At 66.8% G+C, this 17,940-nt stretch carries 13 protein-coding genes and 4 pseudogenes; 7 read left to right on the top strand and 10 right to left on the bottom strand.

Going from position 1 to position 17,940, the window contains the following annotated elements; translation table 11 throughout:
• Positions 1-52: 52 nt before the first annotated feature.
• Positions 53-3,403, top strand: a complete 3,351-nt coding sequence (locus BLU62_RS06795; RefSeq protein WP_208863607.1) for a serine/threonine-protein kinase — start codon at positions 53-55, stop codon at positions 3,401-3,403.
• A 13-nt stretch (positions 3,404-3,416) separates the two neighbouring features.
• Here BLU62_RS06795 and BLU62_RS06790 read toward each other — a convergent pair.
• Positions 3,417-3,902, bottom strand: a pseudogene (locus BLU62_RS06790) (SDR family NAD(P)-dependent oxidoreductase); the annotation flags it as partial.
• A 49-nt stretch (positions 3,903-3,951) separates the two neighbouring features.
• Positions 3,952-4,422: a MarR family winged helix-turn-helix transcriptional regulator gene (locus tag BLU62_RS06785; protein ID WP_074848832.1), complete on the bottom strand. Its 471-nt coding sequence runs from the start codon at positions 4,420-4,422 to the stop codon at positions 3,952-3,954.
• Positions 4,423-4,536: 114 nt separating this feature from the next.
• Here BLU62_RS06785 and BLU62_RS06780 point away from each other — a divergent pair, with 114 nt between their 5' ends.
• The 4 genes and pseudogenes from BLU62_RS06780 (at position 4,537) to BLU62_RS06765 (ending at position 7,433) form a co-directional block, all read left to right on the top strand.
• Positions 4,537-5,001: a DoxX family protein gene (locus BLU62_RS06780; RefSeq protein WP_074848831.1), complete on the top strand. Its 465-nt coding sequence runs from the start codon at positions 4,537-4,539 to the stop codon at positions 4,999-5,001.
• Positions 5,002-5,104: 103 nt separating this feature from the next.
• The gene (locus BLU62_RS06775) at positions 5,105-5,455 is read left to right on the top strand and encodes a DMT family transporter (RefSeq protein WP_074848830.1); all 351 of its coding nucleotides are present in this window, start codon (positions 5,105-5,107) and stop codon (positions 5,453-5,455) included.
• A gap of 2 nt (positions 5,456-5,457) precedes the next feature.
• Positions 5,458-5,778 carry a DMT family transporter gene (locus tag BLU62_RS06770; RefSeq protein ID WP_074848829.1) on the top strand — a complete coding sequence of 107 codons (321 nt, stop codon included), beginning with the start codon at positions 5,458-5,460 and terminating at the stop codon, positions 5,776-5,778.
• 141 nt (positions 5,779-5,919) lie between these two features.
• A pseudogene (locus BLU62_RS06765) lies at positions 5,920-7,433 on the top strand (acetyl-CoA hydrolase/transferase family protein).
• Positions 7,434-7,437: 4 nt separating this feature from the next.
• On the opposite strand, the gene BLU62_RS06760 reads toward BLU62_RS06765, so the two are convergent.
• The 4 genes and pseudogenes from BLU62_RS06760 to BLU62_RS06745 form a co-directional block, all read right to left on the bottom strand.
• Positions 7,438-8,454, bottom strand: coding sequence for a YihY/virulence factor BrkB family protein (locus tag BLU62_RS06760; protein ID WP_074852735.1), 1,017 nt, complete (start codon positions 8,452-8,454; stop codon positions 7,438-7,440).
• A gap of 109 nt (positions 8,455-8,563) precedes the next feature.
• Positions 8,564-9,885: pseudogene (locus BLU62_RS06755) on the bottom strand (NAD(P)H-binding protein).
• A 141-nt stretch (positions 9,886-10,026) separates the two neighbouring features.
• Positions 10,027-10,464 (bottom strand): nuclear transport factor 2 family protein, encoded by a 438-nt coding sequence (locus tag BLU62_RS06750; protein ID WP_074848828.1) that lies wholly within the window; start codon positions 10,462-10,464, stop codon positions 10,027-10,029.
• A 79-nt stretch (positions 10,465-10,543) separates the two neighbouring features.
• Positions 10,544-11,734 (bottom strand): lipase family protein, encoded by a 1,191-nt coding sequence (locus BLU62_RS06745; protein WP_084811753.1) that lies wholly within the window; start codon positions 11,732-11,734, stop codon positions 10,544-10,546.
• A 304-nt stretch (positions 11,735-12,038) separates the two neighbouring features.
• On the opposite strand from BLU62_RS06745, the pseudogene BLU62_RS06740 reads away from it, so the two are divergent.
• Together BLU62_RS06740 and BLU62_RS06735 are read left to right on the top strand one after the other, a co-directional pair.
• A pseudogene (locus BLU62_RS06740) lies at positions 12,039-12,832 on the top strand (hydroxymethylpyrimidine/phosphomethylpyrimidine kinase).
• 139 nt (positions 12,833-12,971) lie between these two features.
• Complete coding sequence (locus tag BLU62_RS06735) at positions 12,972-14,447, top strand: flavin-containing monooxygenase (protein WP_074848827.1); 1,476 nt, start codon at positions 12,972-12,974, stop codon at positions 14,445-14,447.
• On the opposite strand, the gene BLU62_RS06730 is transcribed toward BLU62_RS06735, so the two are convergent.
• Genes BLU62_RS06730 through BLU62_RS06720 form a run of 4 tightly spaced genes read right to left on the bottom strand, consistent with a single transcriptional unit; the run spans position 14,406 to position 17,903 of the window.
• A complete protein-coding gene (locus tag BLU62_RS06730) occupies positions 14,406-15,728 on the bottom strand; it encodes an LLM class flavin-dependent oxidoreductase (RefSeq protein WP_074848826.1) in 1,323 nt (440 codons plus the stop codon). The genes BLU62_RS06735 and BLU62_RS06730 overlap by 42 nt on opposite strands.
• 47 nt (positions 15,729-15,775) lie before the next feature.
• Positions 15,776-16,360, bottom strand: a complete 585-nt coding sequence (locus BLU62_RS33775) for an acyl-CoA dehydrogenase family protein (RefSeq protein ID WP_244278090.1) — start codon at positions 16,358-16,360, stop codon at positions 15,776-15,778.
• Positions 16,361-16,383: 23 nt separating this feature from the next.
• Complete coding sequence (locus BLU62_RS33770) at positions 16,384-16,995, bottom strand: acyl-CoA dehydrogenase family protein (protein ID WP_244278089.1); 612 nt, start codon at positions 16,993-16,995, stop codon at positions 16,384-16,386.
• Positions 16,992-17,903 (bottom strand): haloalkane dehalogenase, encoded by a 912-nt coding sequence (locus BLU62_RS06720; protein WP_074848825.1) that lies wholly within the window; start codon positions 17,901-17,903, stop codon positions 16,992-16,994. Before BLU62_RS06720 ends, BLU62_RS33770 begins: the two co-directional genes overlap by 4 nt.
• Positions 17,904-17,940 lie beyond the last annotated feature (37 nt).

The following is a 17,940-nucleotide window of genomic DNA, read 5'->3' as shown; positions in this document are numbered from 1 at the left end:
GAGCCGGACGACCTGACACCACCCACGCGGCAGCACGCAGAGTAGGTCCTCCGTGTCCAGGCGAACAGTCGCACAGTCCGCGGATCCTCCTCCTCAGGAGATCGTCGACGACCTGTCCGCGGCCGGGTTCACCGATCCGCAGGTGGCCGGACGCGGTGGCTTCGGCGTGGTCTACCGCTGTCGGCAGCCGGCCCTCGACCGCGAGGTCGCCGTCAAGGTGATGCGCGCCGGCCGGGACGAGACCGATCGCGTGCGTTTCCTGCGCGAGCAGCAGGCGATGGGCCGCTTGTCCGGCCATCCCAACATCGTGCACGTCCTCGAGGCCGGGGTGACCCGATCCGGTCACCCGTTCATCGTGATGCCCTTCCATGCCCGCGGCTCGCTCGACGGCCGGATCAGGCGACATGGGCCGTGTTCCGTCGCAGAAGTCCTCGACCTGGGGATCAAGATGGCGGGTGCGCTCGAGACCGCCCACCGGGCCAGCGTGCTCCACCGCGATCTGAAGCCGGCGAACATCCTGCTCACCGACTACGGACAACCCCAGTTGACCGACTTCGGGATCGCCCGGCTGGCGGATCGCGAGGACACCACGCGCGGGCTGATCCTGGGGACTCCCGCCTACACCGCTCCGGAGGTGTTGCGCGGGTCGCCACCCTCGGTGGCCTCCGATGTGTACGGACTGGCCGCCACCCTGTTCACCGCTCTGTCGGGGCGCGCCGCGTACGGACGTCGCAGCGGCGAGGAACTCATCGCGCAGCTGCTGCGGATCAGCACCGACCCGATACCGGATCTGCGTGCGGAAGGGGTCCCCGACGCCGTGTGGGAGGTGATCGCCCGGGCGATGTCGCGAGAGGCCACAGCCCGCTACGACACCGCGGCCGCGTTCGGTGCCGCCCTGCGTCAGGCCGGACTCGATCTCGGATATCCCGTCGCCGACGTGCCTGTGCCGCTGCTCGCCGACATCGACGGTCCCCGGCGAACCCACACCGATTCGTCCATCGAGACCTCCGGGTATCCGCGCCTCCACACCCCTCGCAACGGACCGGATTCGGGTCGTCCGCCCGTCCTCGCCACCAAGTACCGGCCACCGGTCATGGCCCACACCTCGGTTCCACGCACCCGGCTGCTCGAGCGGCTGTCCACCGACAAGCGGGCACGGCTGATCCTGATCCACGGCCCCGCGGGGTACGGGAAGACGGTGCTGGCGATCCAATACGTCCAGGCGGCCGAGGCGTCCGGGGGCAAGACGGCGTGGTTGGCGATCGACGAGGACGACAACACCCCCGCATGGTTCCTGTCGCACCTCGTCGACGCGATCGGCGTGGCGCTTCCCGGCCTGGGAACCGAGCTCACCCGCACGTTGGAGGAGTACGGCGAAGGTGCCGAGCGCTACGTGCTGACGACACTGATCAATCGCGCCCACACGACGGACGAACACATCCGCGTCGTGCTCGACGACTGGCATCGGATCACCAACCCGGCGAGCCGGGCGATCGCGCTGTTCCTGCTCGACAACGGCTGCCACCACCTACAGCTCGTCGTGACCAGCCGCGCACGCCTGCATCTACCGCTCAGCCGCCTCCGGGTGAAGAACGAGCTGATCGAAATCGACGCCGCGGCATTGCGTTTCGACATCGACGAGTCGCGTGAGCACGATGACCCCCGCGCCGCGATCCGCGAGTTCTCGGCGAACCACCGCGAACTGGGGGAGTACCTCGCCGAGAACGTCCTCGACAACCTCGACCCGGACCTCCTCGACTTCCTCCTGCCGACATCGGTCAGCGAACGGATCTGCGCGTCACTCGCGACCGCGTTGTCGGGTCGACGCCACACCCAGAGCATGCTCGAGGACATCGAGGAACGGGACCTGTTCCTCAGCCGACTCGACCCCGAAGGCCAGTGGTTCCGTTATCACGACCTGTTCGCCGACTTCCTCCGTCGCCGCCTCGAACGGCAGGAGCCCGACCGGTGCGACGAACTCCACCGGCGGGCGGCCGCGTGGTTCGCCGAACGGCGCATGTTCAGCCCGGCCGTCGACCACTTCCTCGCCGCCGGTGACGAATCCGAGGCGATCGACCTGGTCGAGCGCGAAGGCTACGACATGCTCGAACAGTCCAAGATGAGCACCTTGCTCGGCCTCGCGGCCAAGCTCCCGCTGACAACGCGCAGGCAGCGACCCGACCTTCAGCTGGCGATCGCCTGGGCGCACGCGCTCCTTCACCACCGGGCGCCCGCGAATGCTGCGCTCGCCTACATCGATGCCGCACTCCCGTCCGGATCCGACACCGATGGCGACGTCGCCGACATCCGCGCCGAGACGGCACTCATCCGTGCTGCCATGACTGTTCTCGACGATCAACTCGACGGCCTGGACGAAGCTCTCGAGGCATGTGTGCTGCGCGCCGACAGACTGCGGCCGTGGGTCCTGTCCGGCGTCGCCGCCATCGGATCGTTCCGTGAGGTCCAGCGTTTCGCATATGACGAGGCGCGGGAATGGCAACGCTGGGCGCGCCCGCACCACCGACGTACCAAGGGACCCTTCAGCGTCATCTACGGATACATCCTCGACGGCGTGGCGGCGCGGGAACAGCTGGATTTCGACGCCGCCGAGGCGTCGTTCCGGCACGCGATGGGTCTGGCTCGCGCCTCGGATGAGGACCGTTCCTACGGCTCACGTCTCAGTGGCGCGCTGCTGGGTGAGTTGCTGTACGAACGCGGCGAGGTGGAAGAGGCGATGCGGCTCCTCGACGACACCTACAATCTGGGCGCTGAGGGGGGCATCGTCGAGATCATGCTCGCCACCCATGTCGTCGGCGCACGCGCGAAACATGCGCTCGGACAAGATGATCAGGCAGCCGAACGGCTGGACACCGGGGAACGGCTGGCGCAGGCGCTGCACCTGCCCCGGATGTCCGCCCACATCACGGCCGAGCGTCTGCGCTCCGGAATCGGCGCGTCGGCGCTGTCCGCGGACTCATTCCCGGCCGAGATGCCACACGACCTCCCGGACGGGATCGTTCAGGTCACCGCCGAGAAGACCGAGGAGGCCGCCATCCGCGCGCTGCTGGCCGTCGGCACCGATGACACCCGCAATGCTGCGTGCCGCCGGGCGCGCGCTCTCACCGAGTTCATCGACGCTAAGACCCGGCCGAGAGCGGCACTGAACGCCCGACTGCTGTTGACCGAGTGCCTCGCTGCGAGCGGATCGGCCGCCGAGGCCGAGGAACTGCTCCTCCCGATCCTCGACCGCTGCGCACGCCTGGGTCTCGTGCAACCTGTCCTTGACGCGGGACCCGCTGTGCGACAACTCGTCCGGCGACTCGGAACCACCGGTCGCGGGGATGTCGACCCGGCGGTCGTCCCGTTCCTGGACAGGTTGCACGCATCGCCTCGCGCCGAATGACCCGCACGCGCCGTCAGTGCGGGTCGAGTCGATTCAGGGTCGCGACGACGTCGGCGTAGTCACCGCGGAACTCGGCGTGGCGCAGGAACTCCACCCGTTCGACCCGGATCTCGGTGGCGTCCGGCTGCGAATCGATGAGCTCGACCACCTCGGTCACGAAATCGTCGAGAGGCATCGCGAACTCGCTGTCACGCTGCCCCGGCATCAGATCGGTACGGACCGCGGGCGGCACGAGTTCGACCAACTCGACCGAGGTGCCGTCCAGCTGCAGTCGTAGCGACTCGCTGAGCATGTGGATGGCCGCCTTGGTTGCGTTGTAGGTCGGCGAGACGCGGAGCGGCACGAAGGCCAGACCCGACGAGACGGTCATGATCGTGGCGTGTGGCCGTGTCCGCAGATGCTCGATGAACGCGCCGATGAGCCGGATCGGCCCGAGGAAGTTGGTCGTGACGGTGGCCTCCGCGGTGGCGAGGAATCCGGCGGGGGAGGACCAGTCCTTGCTGACCGTCCTGGGGACGCAGCAGTTGGATTCACCTGAACGGTGACGATCACCGCGCGCTTGGCTCGGTGCGGTTGATCCGTCGGCCGATCGCCGACACCTGACGCAACTGGGCACGCGTCAGTCGGTCGACGACAAGTCGGCGTACGTTGGTGACGTAACCGGGAGCCGTCGCCACGACCTTCTCCCAGCCGGCTTCTGTCAGAACAGCATTGGTGAACCGGCCGTCCTCCGGGCACTGGAAGCGACGAACCCACTCACGTTTCTCGAGCCGACCGACCACATGGGACAGACGCGACAGGGAACCGTAGGACAACTCGGCGAGCTCACTCATCCGCAACGTGCGGTCCGGTGCCTCGGAGAGCGCCGAGAGCACCTCGTACTCGAAGTGGGTCAACTGAGCATCCCGCAACAGCTGAGCGTCGAGCGCATGGGGGAGTCGGGCGAGCGCGGTGGCCACCTGAATCCAGGCGTCCATCTCCTCGTCGTCGAGCCACTTGGGCTGCTGCTCACTGGACACTCGGGCAGTCTAACCGATCAAATCACTTGATGCTTCACTTGACTCATCAACTGTCACGACCTACGTTCATCAATTGACACATCAAGTCAATCCCCGAGCCCCAAGGCGGTTTCCATGTCCAATCCCATCGTCCGCAGCGTGGGGATCCTCCTCGCACGCATCGCATTCGGCGTCGTGTTCCTGGCCCACGGCCTGCAGAAGTTCCAGCAGAACGGCTGGACCGGACCGAAGGCCGGCTTCGAGATGATGGACGTCCCGCTGCCGGCGATCTCGGCTTTCCTCGTCACCTGGCTCGAGATCCTCGGCGGTATCGCGCTGATCGTCGGCGTGCTCACCCCGATCGTCGCGCTGCTGTTCGTCCTGGACATGCTCGGCGCGCTGTTCATCGCTCACATCGACAGCGGGATCTGGGCGTCGGACGGCGGCTACGAGTTCGTCCTGACCCTCGGCGCCGGCGCGCTTCTGCTGGCCGTGGTCGGCGCGGGCCGCTTCAGTGTCGACGCGATCCTCGGCACCAGGGCTCCCTGGCTCGCCGTCGACGGCACTCGGTCGGCGGCGACGGTCGGCTCCGCCAACTGACCGCAGACACACCCGGTTTCGGACCCGCAGCCCCGCGCTGCGGGTCCGTACCGTTCTCGGGGTAGATTCGCGCGAATGTCCCTCCACCGATGAAGGAACCCCATTGCCCTGGCTCCTGCTGACCGGCGCGATCGCGTCCGAGGTCGCCGCGACGTTGTCACTCAAAGGCTCGGCGACGGTTCCGGCCCTCTATCTCGTGGTGGTCGTCGGCTACGTGACGGCCTTCATTTTGCTGGCCGCAGTCCTGAAGCGGGGGATGGGCATCGGTGTCGCGTACGGCGTGTGGTCGGCGGCCGGTGTCGCCCTGACCGCGGTGTTCGCTTCCGTGATCTTCGACGAGGCGTTCAGTCCCCTCATGGCGGTGGGGATCGTCTGCATCATGATCGGCGTGCTCCTGGTCGAGTCCGGTTCCGCGTCGCACGCACCGGTCGCCGAGATGGTCGACGAGGCCTGAGCATGGGGTACTTCTTCGTGGTCCTCGCGATCATGGCGGAGGTCGGCGCCACGCTGGCGCTCCGCGCGGCGACCGACGGGCGACCCCGCTTCTACGGGATCGTCGTGGTCGGTTACGTCACCGCCTTCGTCGCGTTGACCATCGCCCTTCGGCAGGGAATCCCGCTCGGCGTCGCCTACGGGATCTGGGCCGCGGCCGGCGTCGCCGCGACCGCCGTCGCCGCGCACTTCCTGTTCAGCGAACGACTGACGCCGCGGATGCTCGCCGGGATCGGAGTCATCGTCGTGGGAGTGCTTCTGGTCGAGCTGGGCGCGGTGCACTGAGACTCAGCCCGGTCGGACGGCCGATCACCTCACCCGCGGCTCTATACCATGCCGCGAACGACATGTCTCAGTAATCCGTGACTTTGCTCATTTGCACTCGTGCTTATTCTGAGGGACGTGACCCCCACAGTAGGTAGTTCCGTGCCGTCGGGACGTATTCGCAATGCCGCGTTCGGATCGAAGGTGATGTCCGCCGACGACGCCGTGAAGTACATCCAGCCCGACGACACCGTCGCGATCAGCGGTTTTGCCAGTGCCGGAACGCCGAAGGTGATCATCCCGGCCCTTGCGGAGAAGATCAGAGGCGCCCGCGCGACCGGCTCGAATTTCACCATCAATCTGTTGACGGGCGCCTCGGTCTCGACCGAGACCGAACGGCTGCTCACCGAGGTCGACGGCATCGCGCTGCGGATGCCGTACCAGTCGGAGAGCACCGCCCGTAAGCGCATCAACGACGGTCGGATGGACTACGTCGACATCCACCTGTCCCACGTGGCCCAGCAGGTGTGGGTGGGCTACTACGGCACGGTCGACGTGGCCGTGGTCGAGGTTTCCGGGATCACCGAATCGGGGGAGCTGATCCCGTCCGCCTCCGTCGGCAACAACAAGACCTGGCTCGACGTCGCCAAGAAGGTCATTCTCGAGGTCAACTCCTGGGTGCCCGAGGCCGTCGAGGGTATGCACGACGTGTACTACGGCACGGCCCTGCCGCCCAACCGCAAGCCGATCCCGCTGACCCGCGTGCAGGACCGGATCGGCCAGCCGACGTTCCGGGTCGACCCGGACAAGGTCGTCGCGGTCGTCGAGACCAATCAGCGCGACAGCGCGAGCCCGGTCACCCCGCCCGACGCCGTCAGTGAGGCGATCGCCGGTCACGTCCTCGACTTCTTCGACTACGAGGTCCGGAACGGACGGCTGCCCGCCGATACCCTGCTGCCTCTGCAGGCCGGGATCGGCAATGTCGCCAACGCCGTGCTCGGTGGCCTGGACCGCGGACCCTACAAGGGGCTGACCTGCTATTCGGAGGTCATCCAGGACAGCATGCTGCGGCTGATCAAGGACGGCACGGTGGCGCACGCGTCGTCGACCGCCCTGGCACTCAGTGAGGCCGGCATCGAAGAGCTGACGGCCAACGTCGACTTCTACCGCAACCACATCACCCTGCGCCCCAGGAGATCAGCAACCATCCCGAGGTCGTCCGTCGTCTGGGCGTCATCGCGATGAACGGGATGCTCGAGGCCGACATCTACGGCAACGTGAACTCGACGCACGTGATGGGCACCAAGATCATGAACGGCATCGGCGGCTCAGGCGACTTCGCCCGCAACGGCTACGTCTCGCTGTTCCTGAGCCCGTCGACGGCCCGCGGCGGCGCCATCTCGTCGATCGTGCCGATGACGCCGCACGTCGATCACACCGAACACGACTGCCAGGTCATCGCGACCGAACACGGGCTGGCCGACCTTCGCGGCCTCTCTCCTCGACGCCGTGCGCCGCTGATCATCGAGAAGTGTGCGCACCCGGAGTTCCGGCCGATGCTGAACGACTACTTCGCCCGTGCCGAGGCGATGCCCGCGGCCGGCCAGACGCCGCACCTCCTCGGCGAGGCGTTCAGCTTCCACCAGCGGTTCCTGGACACCGGCTCGATGCGCTGAGGAATCAGCGCGGACCGTCTCCGCGCGGATCGTCCGGCGTGGCCTCACCGTTCGTGCGGTCGACGCGCGGGTTGTCGAAGGTCACGTCGATCTCCTGGAATCCCTTGTTCCGCTGCGCGCGGACCTGCGCCGCATAAGCGGCTTCGTCGCCCTTAGTGAGGATCACGTTGTCGGTGAACGGCGTCAGCAGCGACCGCGGATACAGGTGATCCACGCGCACGGAGTTCGCTTCGAGGCAGAACACCAACACGATCGACGTCACGTAGAGGAACGCGAGCAGGCCGAGAACGATCGCGAAGACGCCGTTCGTCGAGCTCGCGTTGGCGATGACACGGTCGACGTACACCGCGCCGAAGGTCTGGATCGCCTGCCAGCACGCCGCCGCAGCGAGCGCACCGGGGAGCACGTCCCGCACCGACAGGTCGCGAGCCGTGCCGAACCGGAACGCCACGATGAACACGAACGTGCTCAGCAGGACCGAGCCGAGGATCGCGAACCATCGTCCGACGACGCCGAGCTCGATACCGGCGGCGATGCCGTTCACGACGGTGAGTCCGATGACGGCGAGGCCGATGGTCGAGAGCAGCAACATGCCGCGCAGGCGCGCGAAGATCGGATCCGGCCGCTCGTTGCGGGGGACCGCCCAGATCGTGTTCATCGCGTTCTGGGCCGCGACGGCCACGCCCAGTCCGCCGTACAGCGAGACCAGGACGCCGATGATGAGTGCCGGGACCCCGCCGCTGAGTTTCTCGGGCTCGCCGAGTTGGCTACCGATCACCGGGATCTGGCTCATCGCCGAGTCGAGGATTCTCTCCTGAAGCCCCGGGTTGTCGACGAGCACGATGCCCAGGATCGTCGAGAACAGCAACAGCAGCGGGAACAGCGAGATGAACGCGTAGTAGGTGCACAGCGCGGCGAGGTAGGCGCCCTGGTCGTCGACGAATTTGTAGATCACCGCCAGCGGGAACCCGGTCGCCGGGTGTCGTCGCTGGAAGTTGTCGATTCGTTCCGACAGCGACACCCGCTCACCTTCTGCTTCGTTGTTCGCCGGTCGTGCCGGCACCGCCCGGTCGGCGGGTGTGCTGACCTTATCCCGCGTATCGCTCGATCAGCCGTAGCCCGGTCCGTACTCAGCGAAACGGGTTGGCGACCGGCACACCGAGCGCACGAAGTGGCGTCCCGAGACGCCAGTAGGCGAGTCCTACGACGCCGTGGGGGAAGAACCGGGACGTCGTGGTGACCTCGGTGCGCGCGGGATCGCCACCGAGGTCGCGCAGCGCATACTCGACGAATCCGTTCCCGCGCGAGTCCTCGCACACCCGGACACGCAGGAACTCTGCGGGCATCTCGGCAACCACCTGGCCTCGCCGATCGAGGGTCTTCCAGATCTCGTCGAGCGTTCCGTTCTCGACGGTCGTGGACGCGCTCTCGAACACCTGCTCGCCCGCCCAGCCGGGGTCGGTCGGGAGGGGTTCGGTCGCGGGGGTGTCGGCGGTGGCGTTCGCCCATGTCGCCGGCTGCGCACCGCGTTCGGCACGATTCAACGTCTCCGCGAGCGCTCGGCTGTACGGCGTCAGGCCTCCCGGTGGGCGGGGGATGATCGAGTCGATGTCGCGGTTCCGGCAGACGGCGTCGCATTCCAGCGACTCGATCAGCGGCCGGGCGATCTTGCCCCGGATCGGTGTCACCAGCCGGACCCAGCGGCTTGCGACCGACGGTGTGAGGAACGGCAGCACGACCATCGTCCGCGGACGCAGTCCCGCAACCTGCGCGTAGACCTGCATCATGTCGCCGTACTCCAGCACATCCGGTCCGCCGATGTCCCACGTCCGTGACGACGGGACCGCCGCGGTCGCGGCCTCGACCAGGTAGTGCAGCGCGTCGGCGACGGCTATGGGCTGGATCTTGTTGCTCACCCACCGCGGCGTCGTCATCGCCGGCAGCCGCTCGGTGAGGTGTCGGATGAGTTCGAACGACGCGGATCCCGACCCGATGAGCGTTCCCGCCTGCAGCGCGACGGTCTCGATCGATGATCCGATGAGGATGTCACCGACCTCCGCCCGGGACGCCAGGTGTTCGGACAGGTCGCTGCCCTCAGGGTGTAGACCACCGAGGTAGACGATCCGGGACACACCGCACTGCTCGGCCGCGGCCACCACGTTCTCGGCCGAGCGTCGTTCCTCGGCCGCGAAATCCGCGTCGGCGCTCATCGAGTGCACCAGGTGATAGACGACGTCGACGCCGTCGAAGGCGGCAACCAGCGAATCCCGGTCCGACAGGTCGCCCTGGACGACCTCTGCGCGCGAGTCGGCTGTCCACGGTGCGTCGGACAGCTTCGACGGTGTCCGGGCAAGCGCACGGACACGGTGGCCGCGATCGAGCAACCGGGGTGCCAGTCGGCCCCGACGTAGCCGGTCGCACCGGTGACCAGACAGGTTCGCGCGTCGTTCACATGACTCCTCTGTGCCTTGGGGCGGTACCCCTCAGGCTAGGAGCGGAAACGTCGACGCCGGGCTGCACGTCAGCGGTCGGTGCCGGATCGTTTTCCGGGCCACAGGTTGATAACGCGGCTCGCCAGTGGTGCCGTCGTGCGTCAGTCGTCGTCCTGCCCGAGCGGTGAGTTCACGAACCAGAGGCTCTCTTCGTGCAGACGCTCACTCCGCCAGCCGGTTTCGGTTCGCACCATCGAGTGGTAGTAGTTCCCGCCGCAGGTGCTCAGTTCGGTCATCCCCACGAACTGCATGGGGTTGTAGAACATCGCGCGAACCTGAGCGCGGTCGCCCTCGAAGGAGTACTCGATGTTGGTGATGAAGTGCTGGCTGACGGTGACGAACGCGAAGTTCTCCTCGAGCCACGCGGCGATCTCGTCCCGACTCCCGGCCCGACCCGCAGGGGCCGAGGAGTAGTCGATGGTGGCGTCCGCGGTGAACACCGACCGCCACAGGTCCCAGTCCCTGGTGTCGACGGCACGGGCATAGCGGTAGAGCACGTCGGCTATCTCGAACCGGTCGGCGATCTCCTGGGTGTTCACGGCTCTCCGTTCTTCATGCACCGCACCGTGCGTTGCCTCGGTTTGTTCATCGGTCGTGGTGGAGCAGAGTGCCTTCGGGTCAGCTCTCGGGCGGCAGCGCCGCGGCCTTGCCGTTGAGCCACGACAGCGCCCGGAGCTCGGACGCCAGCCCGATCCCGTGTCCGAGGAACGTCCCCGGCAGCACCAGCGGGAGATACATCGTCTCCACGGTGACGGCCGCACCCTGTGCACGCCAGGATCGGACCATTCGATCCGTCCCGCGTGCATCGACCACGTCATCGCCACGGTTCTGACTCACCAGGACCGGCATCCGAGGGGCGACCCGACCAAGGCGTTGGTCGTTCACAGCAGTCAGCCAGGGCTCCTTGCGGAGGTGGTCGGCGATGGGCCGGCCATCCCTGGTGTAGAAGGTCGTGGGCACGAACGGGTTCATCCTGAGCACGTCGAATACGCAGTACGAGTTGACATCTCGCAGAACGCTCCGTCCGAGCGGGTTGAACGCGGCGAGGAACTTCGCGCGGTGTTCGGGATAGGCGGCGATGAAACTGTTGACGACCCAGCCGACACCGCCACCCAGGAGGCTGCCGTCACCGAGCCGGGCCAGATCCGCGAGGTCGGGTGCCGGTGCACCGGCGAAAGCGGCGAAGACCGGCAGTTCGGGCGCGTACGAACCGGCGAGCTCGGCGGCGGAACCCGCCGCGAAGCCGCCCTCGGAATAACCCCACAGCGCGACCGGGGCATCGGCGCTCACGCCGAGTTTCGGATTGCGTGCCACGCGGGCCATGTCGAGCATCGACGTACCGAGCGACCTGCGGTTGAGGTAGGGATGGTCGCCGGGTGTGCCGAGTCCCTCGTAGTCGGTCAGGGCCACCGCGTAGCCGTTCGCGAGGAGTGCTCCGACGGCCAGTTCTTCGTAGGCCTGCCCGTACCGCAGCAACCGCGACGGAGCGCACTGGTCGCCCGCACCGATGGTCCCGGAGACGACCACGACGACGGGTCGCTCGCCGCGACCCGTCCACTTTGCCCGGGGGACGAGAACGCTCCCGGTCACCGCCGTCGGACGGTTGCGTGCACCAGCACTCGAATACATCACCGTCGTGGTCCGGGCGTCGATGTTCGCGCCGGTGTACGGGATGATCGCCGCATACGAAGGCGCCGAGCGGATCAGCGATCCGGGGCGCGTGTCGAACGTCGAGGGAGGGTTGTAGAACCCCGGGTAGGGATCGGCGGCCGCCGGGCCGATTCCGGCGCGTGTGGCCGCTGCCGTCACCGCGCACGCTACGAACAGGGATCGCCTGCGGGTGCGACCCCGTCGCGACGAGTGGCGAATGTTCACGCGCACGGACCTACGACGTCTACAACCCCCGATGGACATATATCAATTAGTTCTATTTTCCGGCCCGTGTCCTGGTTTTCGCGGATTTCCCGCGAACTCCCGGTTCGCCCCCGCGAGATGCGACTCGGATGCGCGCGATCAAACGTCGAGTTCAGGACCGATGCCTCGCTCGAAGTCGGCTGGGCACGAGGGTGTAGAAAAGACCCGGTTCATCCAGAACCCCCGAAAGGATCGAGCAATGTCAGTGGTGTCGTATGTGATCGCCGGTTCCGAGGCGACCGGTGGCGCGGGAATCCAGGCCGACCTGCGCACTTTCGCCCAGCTCGGCACCTACGGCGTCGGGACCATCACCTGCATCGTGTCCTTCGATCCGAAGGCCGGCTGGGGTCACCGTTTTGTCCCGATCGAGGCCGGCGTGATCGCCGACCAGATCGAGGCCGCGACCGTCGCGCACGAACCCGACGTCGTGAAGATCGGCATGCTGGGTACGCCCGCGACGATATCGACAGTCGCCGAGGCCCTGGCATCGCGTTCATGGCGGCACGTCGTCGTCGACCCCGTCCTGATCTGCAAGGGACAGGAGCCCGGTGCGGCGCTCGACACCGACAATGCCCTGCGCGCGGAGATCCTGCCGCTGGCCACCGTCGTGACGCCGAACCTTTTCGAGGCCGCGACTCTGGCCGGGATGGACGAGTTGACCAGCATTGACGACCTCGCCGAAGCGGCTCGTCGTATCGCCGATCTCGGGCCGAAGTACGTGATCGTCAAAGGCGGGGTGGGACTCGCCGGTGACGAGGCCGTCGACGTCGTCTTCGACGGCGCGGACATCACCATCCTCCGCGCCCCAAGGTCGGCGACGAGCGGGTGTCGGGCGCGGGATGCGTCTTCGCCGCCGCGACCACCGCCGAACTGACCAAGGGTGCCGACGTCCTCGACGCGGTGCGCACGGCCAAGGAGTACACCCACCGCGGGATCGTCGGGCGCATCAGCTCGACCGCCCCGTTCGACGCCGTCTGGCACGGGCAGCAGTAGCACTCCGCGCTGTGGCGCAAACCCACCACTTTTCGGCAGAATCTCCACCCTGCGAGGTGGTGCGTTTGCCGAAAAGGGGTGGGTTTGCCGTAGCTGGCATCCTGGAGACAGCACCGCGTCGGACAGCCAGGAGTGAACAGTGACCGCAGTAGACCGCGTCGACGTCCTCATCATCGGAGCCGGGATCTCGGGCATCGGGGCCGCCCGCTACCTGCGGACCGAGCATCCGTCGAAGACGTTCACCATCGTCGAGGCTCGTGCAGCCGCCGGCGGCACCTGGGACCTCTTCCGTTATCCGGGCATCCGCTCGGACTCGGACCTGCACACCTTCGGCTACGAGTTCAAGCCGTGGACGGACAAGCAGGCGATCGCCGACGCCCCGCGGATTCTCGACTACCTCCACGAGACGATCGAGGAGAACGACCTCACCGGCAACATCCGGTACCACCACAAAGTCGTGGCCGCCGCCTGGTCCTCGGACGACGCACGGTGGCTCGTCGACCTCGAGCGCACCGACAGCGGCGAGCGGGCACAGATCAGCGCGCGATGGATCTTCTGCGGTTCGGGCTATTACGACTACGACGAGGGATTCAGTCCCGACTTCGCCGGCGAGGATCGCTTCCGCGGTCAGATCGTGCACCCGCAGCACTGGCCGGAGGATCTCGACTACGCCGGAAAGCGGGTCGTGGTGATCGGAAGCGGCGCCACGGCCGTGACGCTACTGCCCGCGATGGCCGAGGAGGCCGTGCATGTGACGATGCTGCAGCGCACGCCGACCTACGTCATCCCGTTGCCGCGTGAAGACGCAATTGCCAACTCGCTGAAGAAGATCTTCGGCAACGAGCGGGGATATGCGCTTACTCGGCAGAAGAACGTCGCGCAGCAGCGAATCCTGTTCGAACTGTGTCAGCGGTTCCCCCAGGTGGCCCGGCGAATGATCCGGAAGATCAACAAGTCTCAACTCCCGGAGGACTTTCCGGTCGACGTCCACTTCAACCCGCCCTACGACCCGTGGGATCAGCGCCTGTGCGTGGTGCCCGACGCTGATCTCTTCCGCACCATCCGGTCGGGCAAGGCGTCGATCGTCACCGACCGGATCGCGTCGTTCACCGAGACCGGCATCCTGCTGGAGAGTGGGGTCGAACTCGAGGCCGACATCATCGTCACCGCAACAGGACTCAACATCAAGATCATCGGTGGCATCGACCTCACGGTCGACGGCAACCCGGTCTCGCTACCGGACACCGTCGTCTACCGCGGGATCATGCTGTCCGGTGTGCCGAACTTCGCGCTGGCCATCGGGTACACCAACGCATCCTGGACGCTGAAGATCGGGTTGCTGTGCCAGTACTTCTGTAAGTTGCTCGGGTACATGGACTCTCATGGTCACGACGCGGTGTGGCCGGTCGCCGACCCGGACATGCCCACCCGGCCGCTGCTCGACTTCGGCGCCGGCTACGTCCAGCGCGCTCTCGACACCCTGCCGAAACAGGGACCGCACGCCCCGTGGGTGATGTCGATGAGCTACTACGCCGATCGTCGCCTGTTCAAAGGCGATGTCGCCGACGAGAACCTACGGTTTGCCCGGGCGCGGCAGGCCCAGGTGCTCGCGTAGCGTCGTGCCCTCGTAGCCCTCGCGGAACAGGCCGCGGCGACGCAGGATCGGGACCACGGTCTCGGCGAACACGTCGAATCCGCCCGGCAGGTATGGCGGCATGACGTTGAAGCCGTCGGCCGCGTGGTTGTCGAACCAGTCCGTCATCGTGTCCGCGATCTGCTCCGGAGTCCCGGCGACGACACGGTGACCGCGGGCACCGGCGAGCTTGTGCAGCAACTGCCTGAGGGTCGGCTTCTCCCGACGGACGATGTCGGCGTACACCTGCGTCCGTGACTTCTTGTTGTTCGTGACGTCGCCGGCGTCGCCGAATGCCTCGATGGGCACCGGAGCGTCGAGGTCCAGATCGTCGAGGTCGACGTAGGCGAAGTCCTTGAGCTGCATCAGACCGAAGGCCGGGATCGTCAGGTCGTTGAACTCACGCTCGAGTCGTCGGGCCTCTTCCTCGGTACCACCGATGAACGGACTGAGGCCCGGGAGGATCTTGATGTGGGCGGGGTTCCGCCCCAGATCGAAGGCTCTGCTCTTCACGTCCCGATAGAAGGCCTGCGCATCTTCGATGCGCTGCTGAGCGGTGAAGATCGCCTCGGCATGCCGTGCGGCGAACACGCGGCCGTGGTCGGACGAGCCCGCCTGCACCAGAACCGGATGACCTTGCGGGGGACGCGGCGTGGTGAGCGCGCTCGCGACCTTTGCATGGGGACCGGCGATGTTCGGGTGATGGATACGGGTCGGGTCGACGTAGCGGCCGCCGGCCCGGTCGAGCACGACGGCGTCGTCGTCCCAGGAATCCCACAGGGCTTCGACCGCCTCGATGAAGGCTTCGGCACGCTCATATCGCAGCGCGGCGTCGGGATTGCCGTTCAGACCGAAATTCCTTGCCGCGTCGGGGGAGTCGGTGGTGACGATGTTCCACGCGGCGCGGCCACGGGACAGGTGGTCGAGCGTCGACAGCGCTCGCGCGAGCTGCCACGGGTAGGAATAAGTGGTCGACGCCGTCGCGATGAGACCGATGCGTTCGGTTCCGCCCGCGATGGTCGCCAGCGTCAGCAGCGGGTCGAGTCGTCCGGCCGCGTTGAATTCGATGTTGACATCGAGCTTCGGTATGTCGGCAAGGAACACCGCGTCGAGCGCCGCCGCCTCTGCTGCCCGAGCCAGTCCCAGGTAGAAGTCGGGTTCGAACATGCGCTCGGGCGTCGACTCGGGGTGGCGCCAGGCCGCCTCATGATGTCCTGACGAGAGGATGAACAGGTTGAGATTCATCTGGCGACGATCGGCCATGGCTGACGCGGTGTTCCTTGTCGTGAGTGTGTTCGTGCGGGTGTCGGTCAGAAGTAGGTGTTGTCGGGGAGGGTCACGTCGTTGACGACGAGCTCACCGATGGCACGATTCTTGAACCGAGTCGGGTTGTGTGAAGCCACCGTTCGGATGTTTCGCCAGTGCCGATCGAGGTTCGCCGACCTCTTGACCGCCGACGCCCCACCGACGTCGAACAGCAGGGTGGCCGCACGCAACGCCAGATCGTCGACGACGACCTGCACTTGAGATGCGCGGAGGGCGGCCTGGTGGTCGACGGTGTCGTCGGTGACGCCGTCGACTGCCGTTGCGGGAATCCGCGCGAGCACATCAGCGGCGTCGAGCACCAGTGATTCCGTGGCGTAGGCCAGGGAGTGGATCTCGCCGACCACCTCGAGCAGGACCGGGTCCTCGCGGGGCAGATCAGCCGAGCCGTGGGTGAAGCTTCGCCGACGACCACGGATCAGTGCGACGGCGTCATCGGCGACAGCGAGTGCGTTACCGGCGACCACCGCGTTGAGGTAGTGCTGATAGAACGGGCCGAGATGCCACCGGGGGATCGTGCTGAGATCCTCGGGCGGGAGGGTGACCTCGTCGGACTCGACGCGAACACCCACGAAACGGGTGGTCCCCGTTCCGGTCAACGACTGGCCGAAGCCATCCCAATCGTCTTCGACCGTGATGCCCACACGGCTGAGCGGCAGCAACGCCTGGACCGGAACACCGTCGGGGTCACGCCGGTGACGAAGGTGTGTTCGGAGTACAGGGTTCCGGTGGAGTAGTACTTCACGCCGTCGAGGCGGTAGCCGTCACCATCCGGAGTGAACGTCGTCGACTTCGCGAAGTCGCCGGCGTGCTTGCTGCCGAGTTCGTTGTTGCCGTTGCCGATCAGTTCGCCGGCGGCGACCCGCTCCAGCCACAGGCGACGCCGGGGCGACTCCGGCCACAACAGGATGTCCTCGACCGTTCCGAAATGGGCGCGCAGCAGATGGCCCAGGTTGGAATCGGCCTTGCTCAGCCTGATGACGAGGTCGAACAACTCGCGGATCGTCGCACCGGCTCCGCCCTCGGAGATCGGGAGCCGGTATGCGCCGACCCGTGCCTCTTTGAGCCACGCGACCTGCTCGTGGGGAGCGGTGTCGGTGCGTTCGCGCTCGAAGCTGCCGGCCGCGATGCGTTCGAGAAGCGCATCGAGTTCAGGGGATCCGGGGCGTACCGCGTCGGCCACCCGAATGGAATCGGCGATGCTCATTTCGCTCCCTCGGCACGCGCCAGCAGGTCGAGGACGCCGTCGGCGATGGCCTGAGGCTGCTCTTCCTGGACGAAGTGGACGCCCGCGCCGGCGGCTCGGACCTCGAGGGCCGCGATGTTCTCGGTGGCCCACGCGAGGATCTCGGGGGTCAGCAGGAAGCCGGGTTCGAAGGTGAGGAGGAGCTTCGGGACGTCGTTGCTGGTCTTCAGCCAGTCGACGCTCCGCTCGAGGAAGTCGACGCTCGAGGCCGGGTTGCCGTCGATGGGCAGATTGCGCGGGAACTTGATGAGGTGGCCGCGCGACTCGGCCGTGGGGAAGGGCGCGAGGTAGACGTCGAGGTCTTCCTGAGCCGGCGGGGTGAGGAAGGCGCCGGGCAGGACCTGGGTGAGGAACAGGTTGTCCTCGACGACGAACTTCTCGCCGTCGCCGGGCGTGCGGATCAGTTGCTGCGCCTGCACGAACGGTTCGGGCAGGTCCGCCGACGCGATGTCGCGGATGACCGGCTCGGCCAGGAGCACTGCCTTCACGCGATCGGAATGCCGTGCGGCCCAGGAGACTCCGAATGCGGCACCGTAGTCCTGGACCACGAGGGTGACGTTGTCGAGTTCCAGGGCGTCGAACCAGGCGTCCAGGTACCGGATGTGGTCGTCGAGTTCGTAGGCGATGTCGGGTCGCCCGGAGTCGCCGAATCCGATGAGGTCCGGAACGATCAGGCGCCCACGACCGGTCAGGCGGGTGAACACATGCCGCCAGAGGTACGAGCTCGTGGGGCTGCCGTGCAGGAAGACGATGGGATCCCCGTCTCCGTGCTCGATGTGGTGGATGTGCGAGTCGAGCACCTCGGTGTCGACGCTGCGAGCGTCGGGCCCGAAGGCGCTGAGCGGGATCGAACGGGACGTCTGTGTCATCGATATTCCTCAGGACGAAATGGTGTGGGGGTCGCTT

The organism is Gordonia westfalica, assembly GCF_900105725.1.
GTDB classification, from domain to species: Bacteria; Actinomycetota; Actinomycetes; order Mycobacteriales; family Mycobacteriaceae; genus Gordonia; species Gordonia westfalica.
Note: the sequence above shows the minus strand (reverse complement) of the source record. Positions and strands in the feature narration are given on the sequence as shown.

What these genes read in the sequence shown, in the direction of transcription:
- BLU62_RS06780 (WP_074848831.1), top strand. Translation starts at nt 4,537, where the DNA reads ATGTCCAATCCCATCGTCCGCAGCGTGGGGATCCTCCTCGCACGCATC.
- BLU62_RS06770 (WP_074848829.1), top strand. Translation starts at nt 5,458, where the DNA reads ATGGGGTACTTCTTCGTGGTCCTCGCGATCATGGCGGAGGTCGGCGCC.
- BLU62_RS06730 (WP_074848826.1), bottom strand. Translation starts at nt 15,728, where the DNA reads ATGGCCGATCGTCGCCAGATGAATCTCAACCTGTTCATCCTCTCGTCA.
- BLU62_RS33770 (WP_244278089.1), bottom strand. Translation starts at nt 16,995, where the DNA reads ATGAGCATCGCCGATTCCATTCGGGTGGCCGACGCGGTACGCCCCGGA.
- BLU62_RS06720 (WP_074848825.1), bottom strand. Translation starts at nt 17,903, where the DNA reads ATGACACAGACGTCCCGTTCGATCCCGCTCAGCGCCTTCGGGCCCGAC.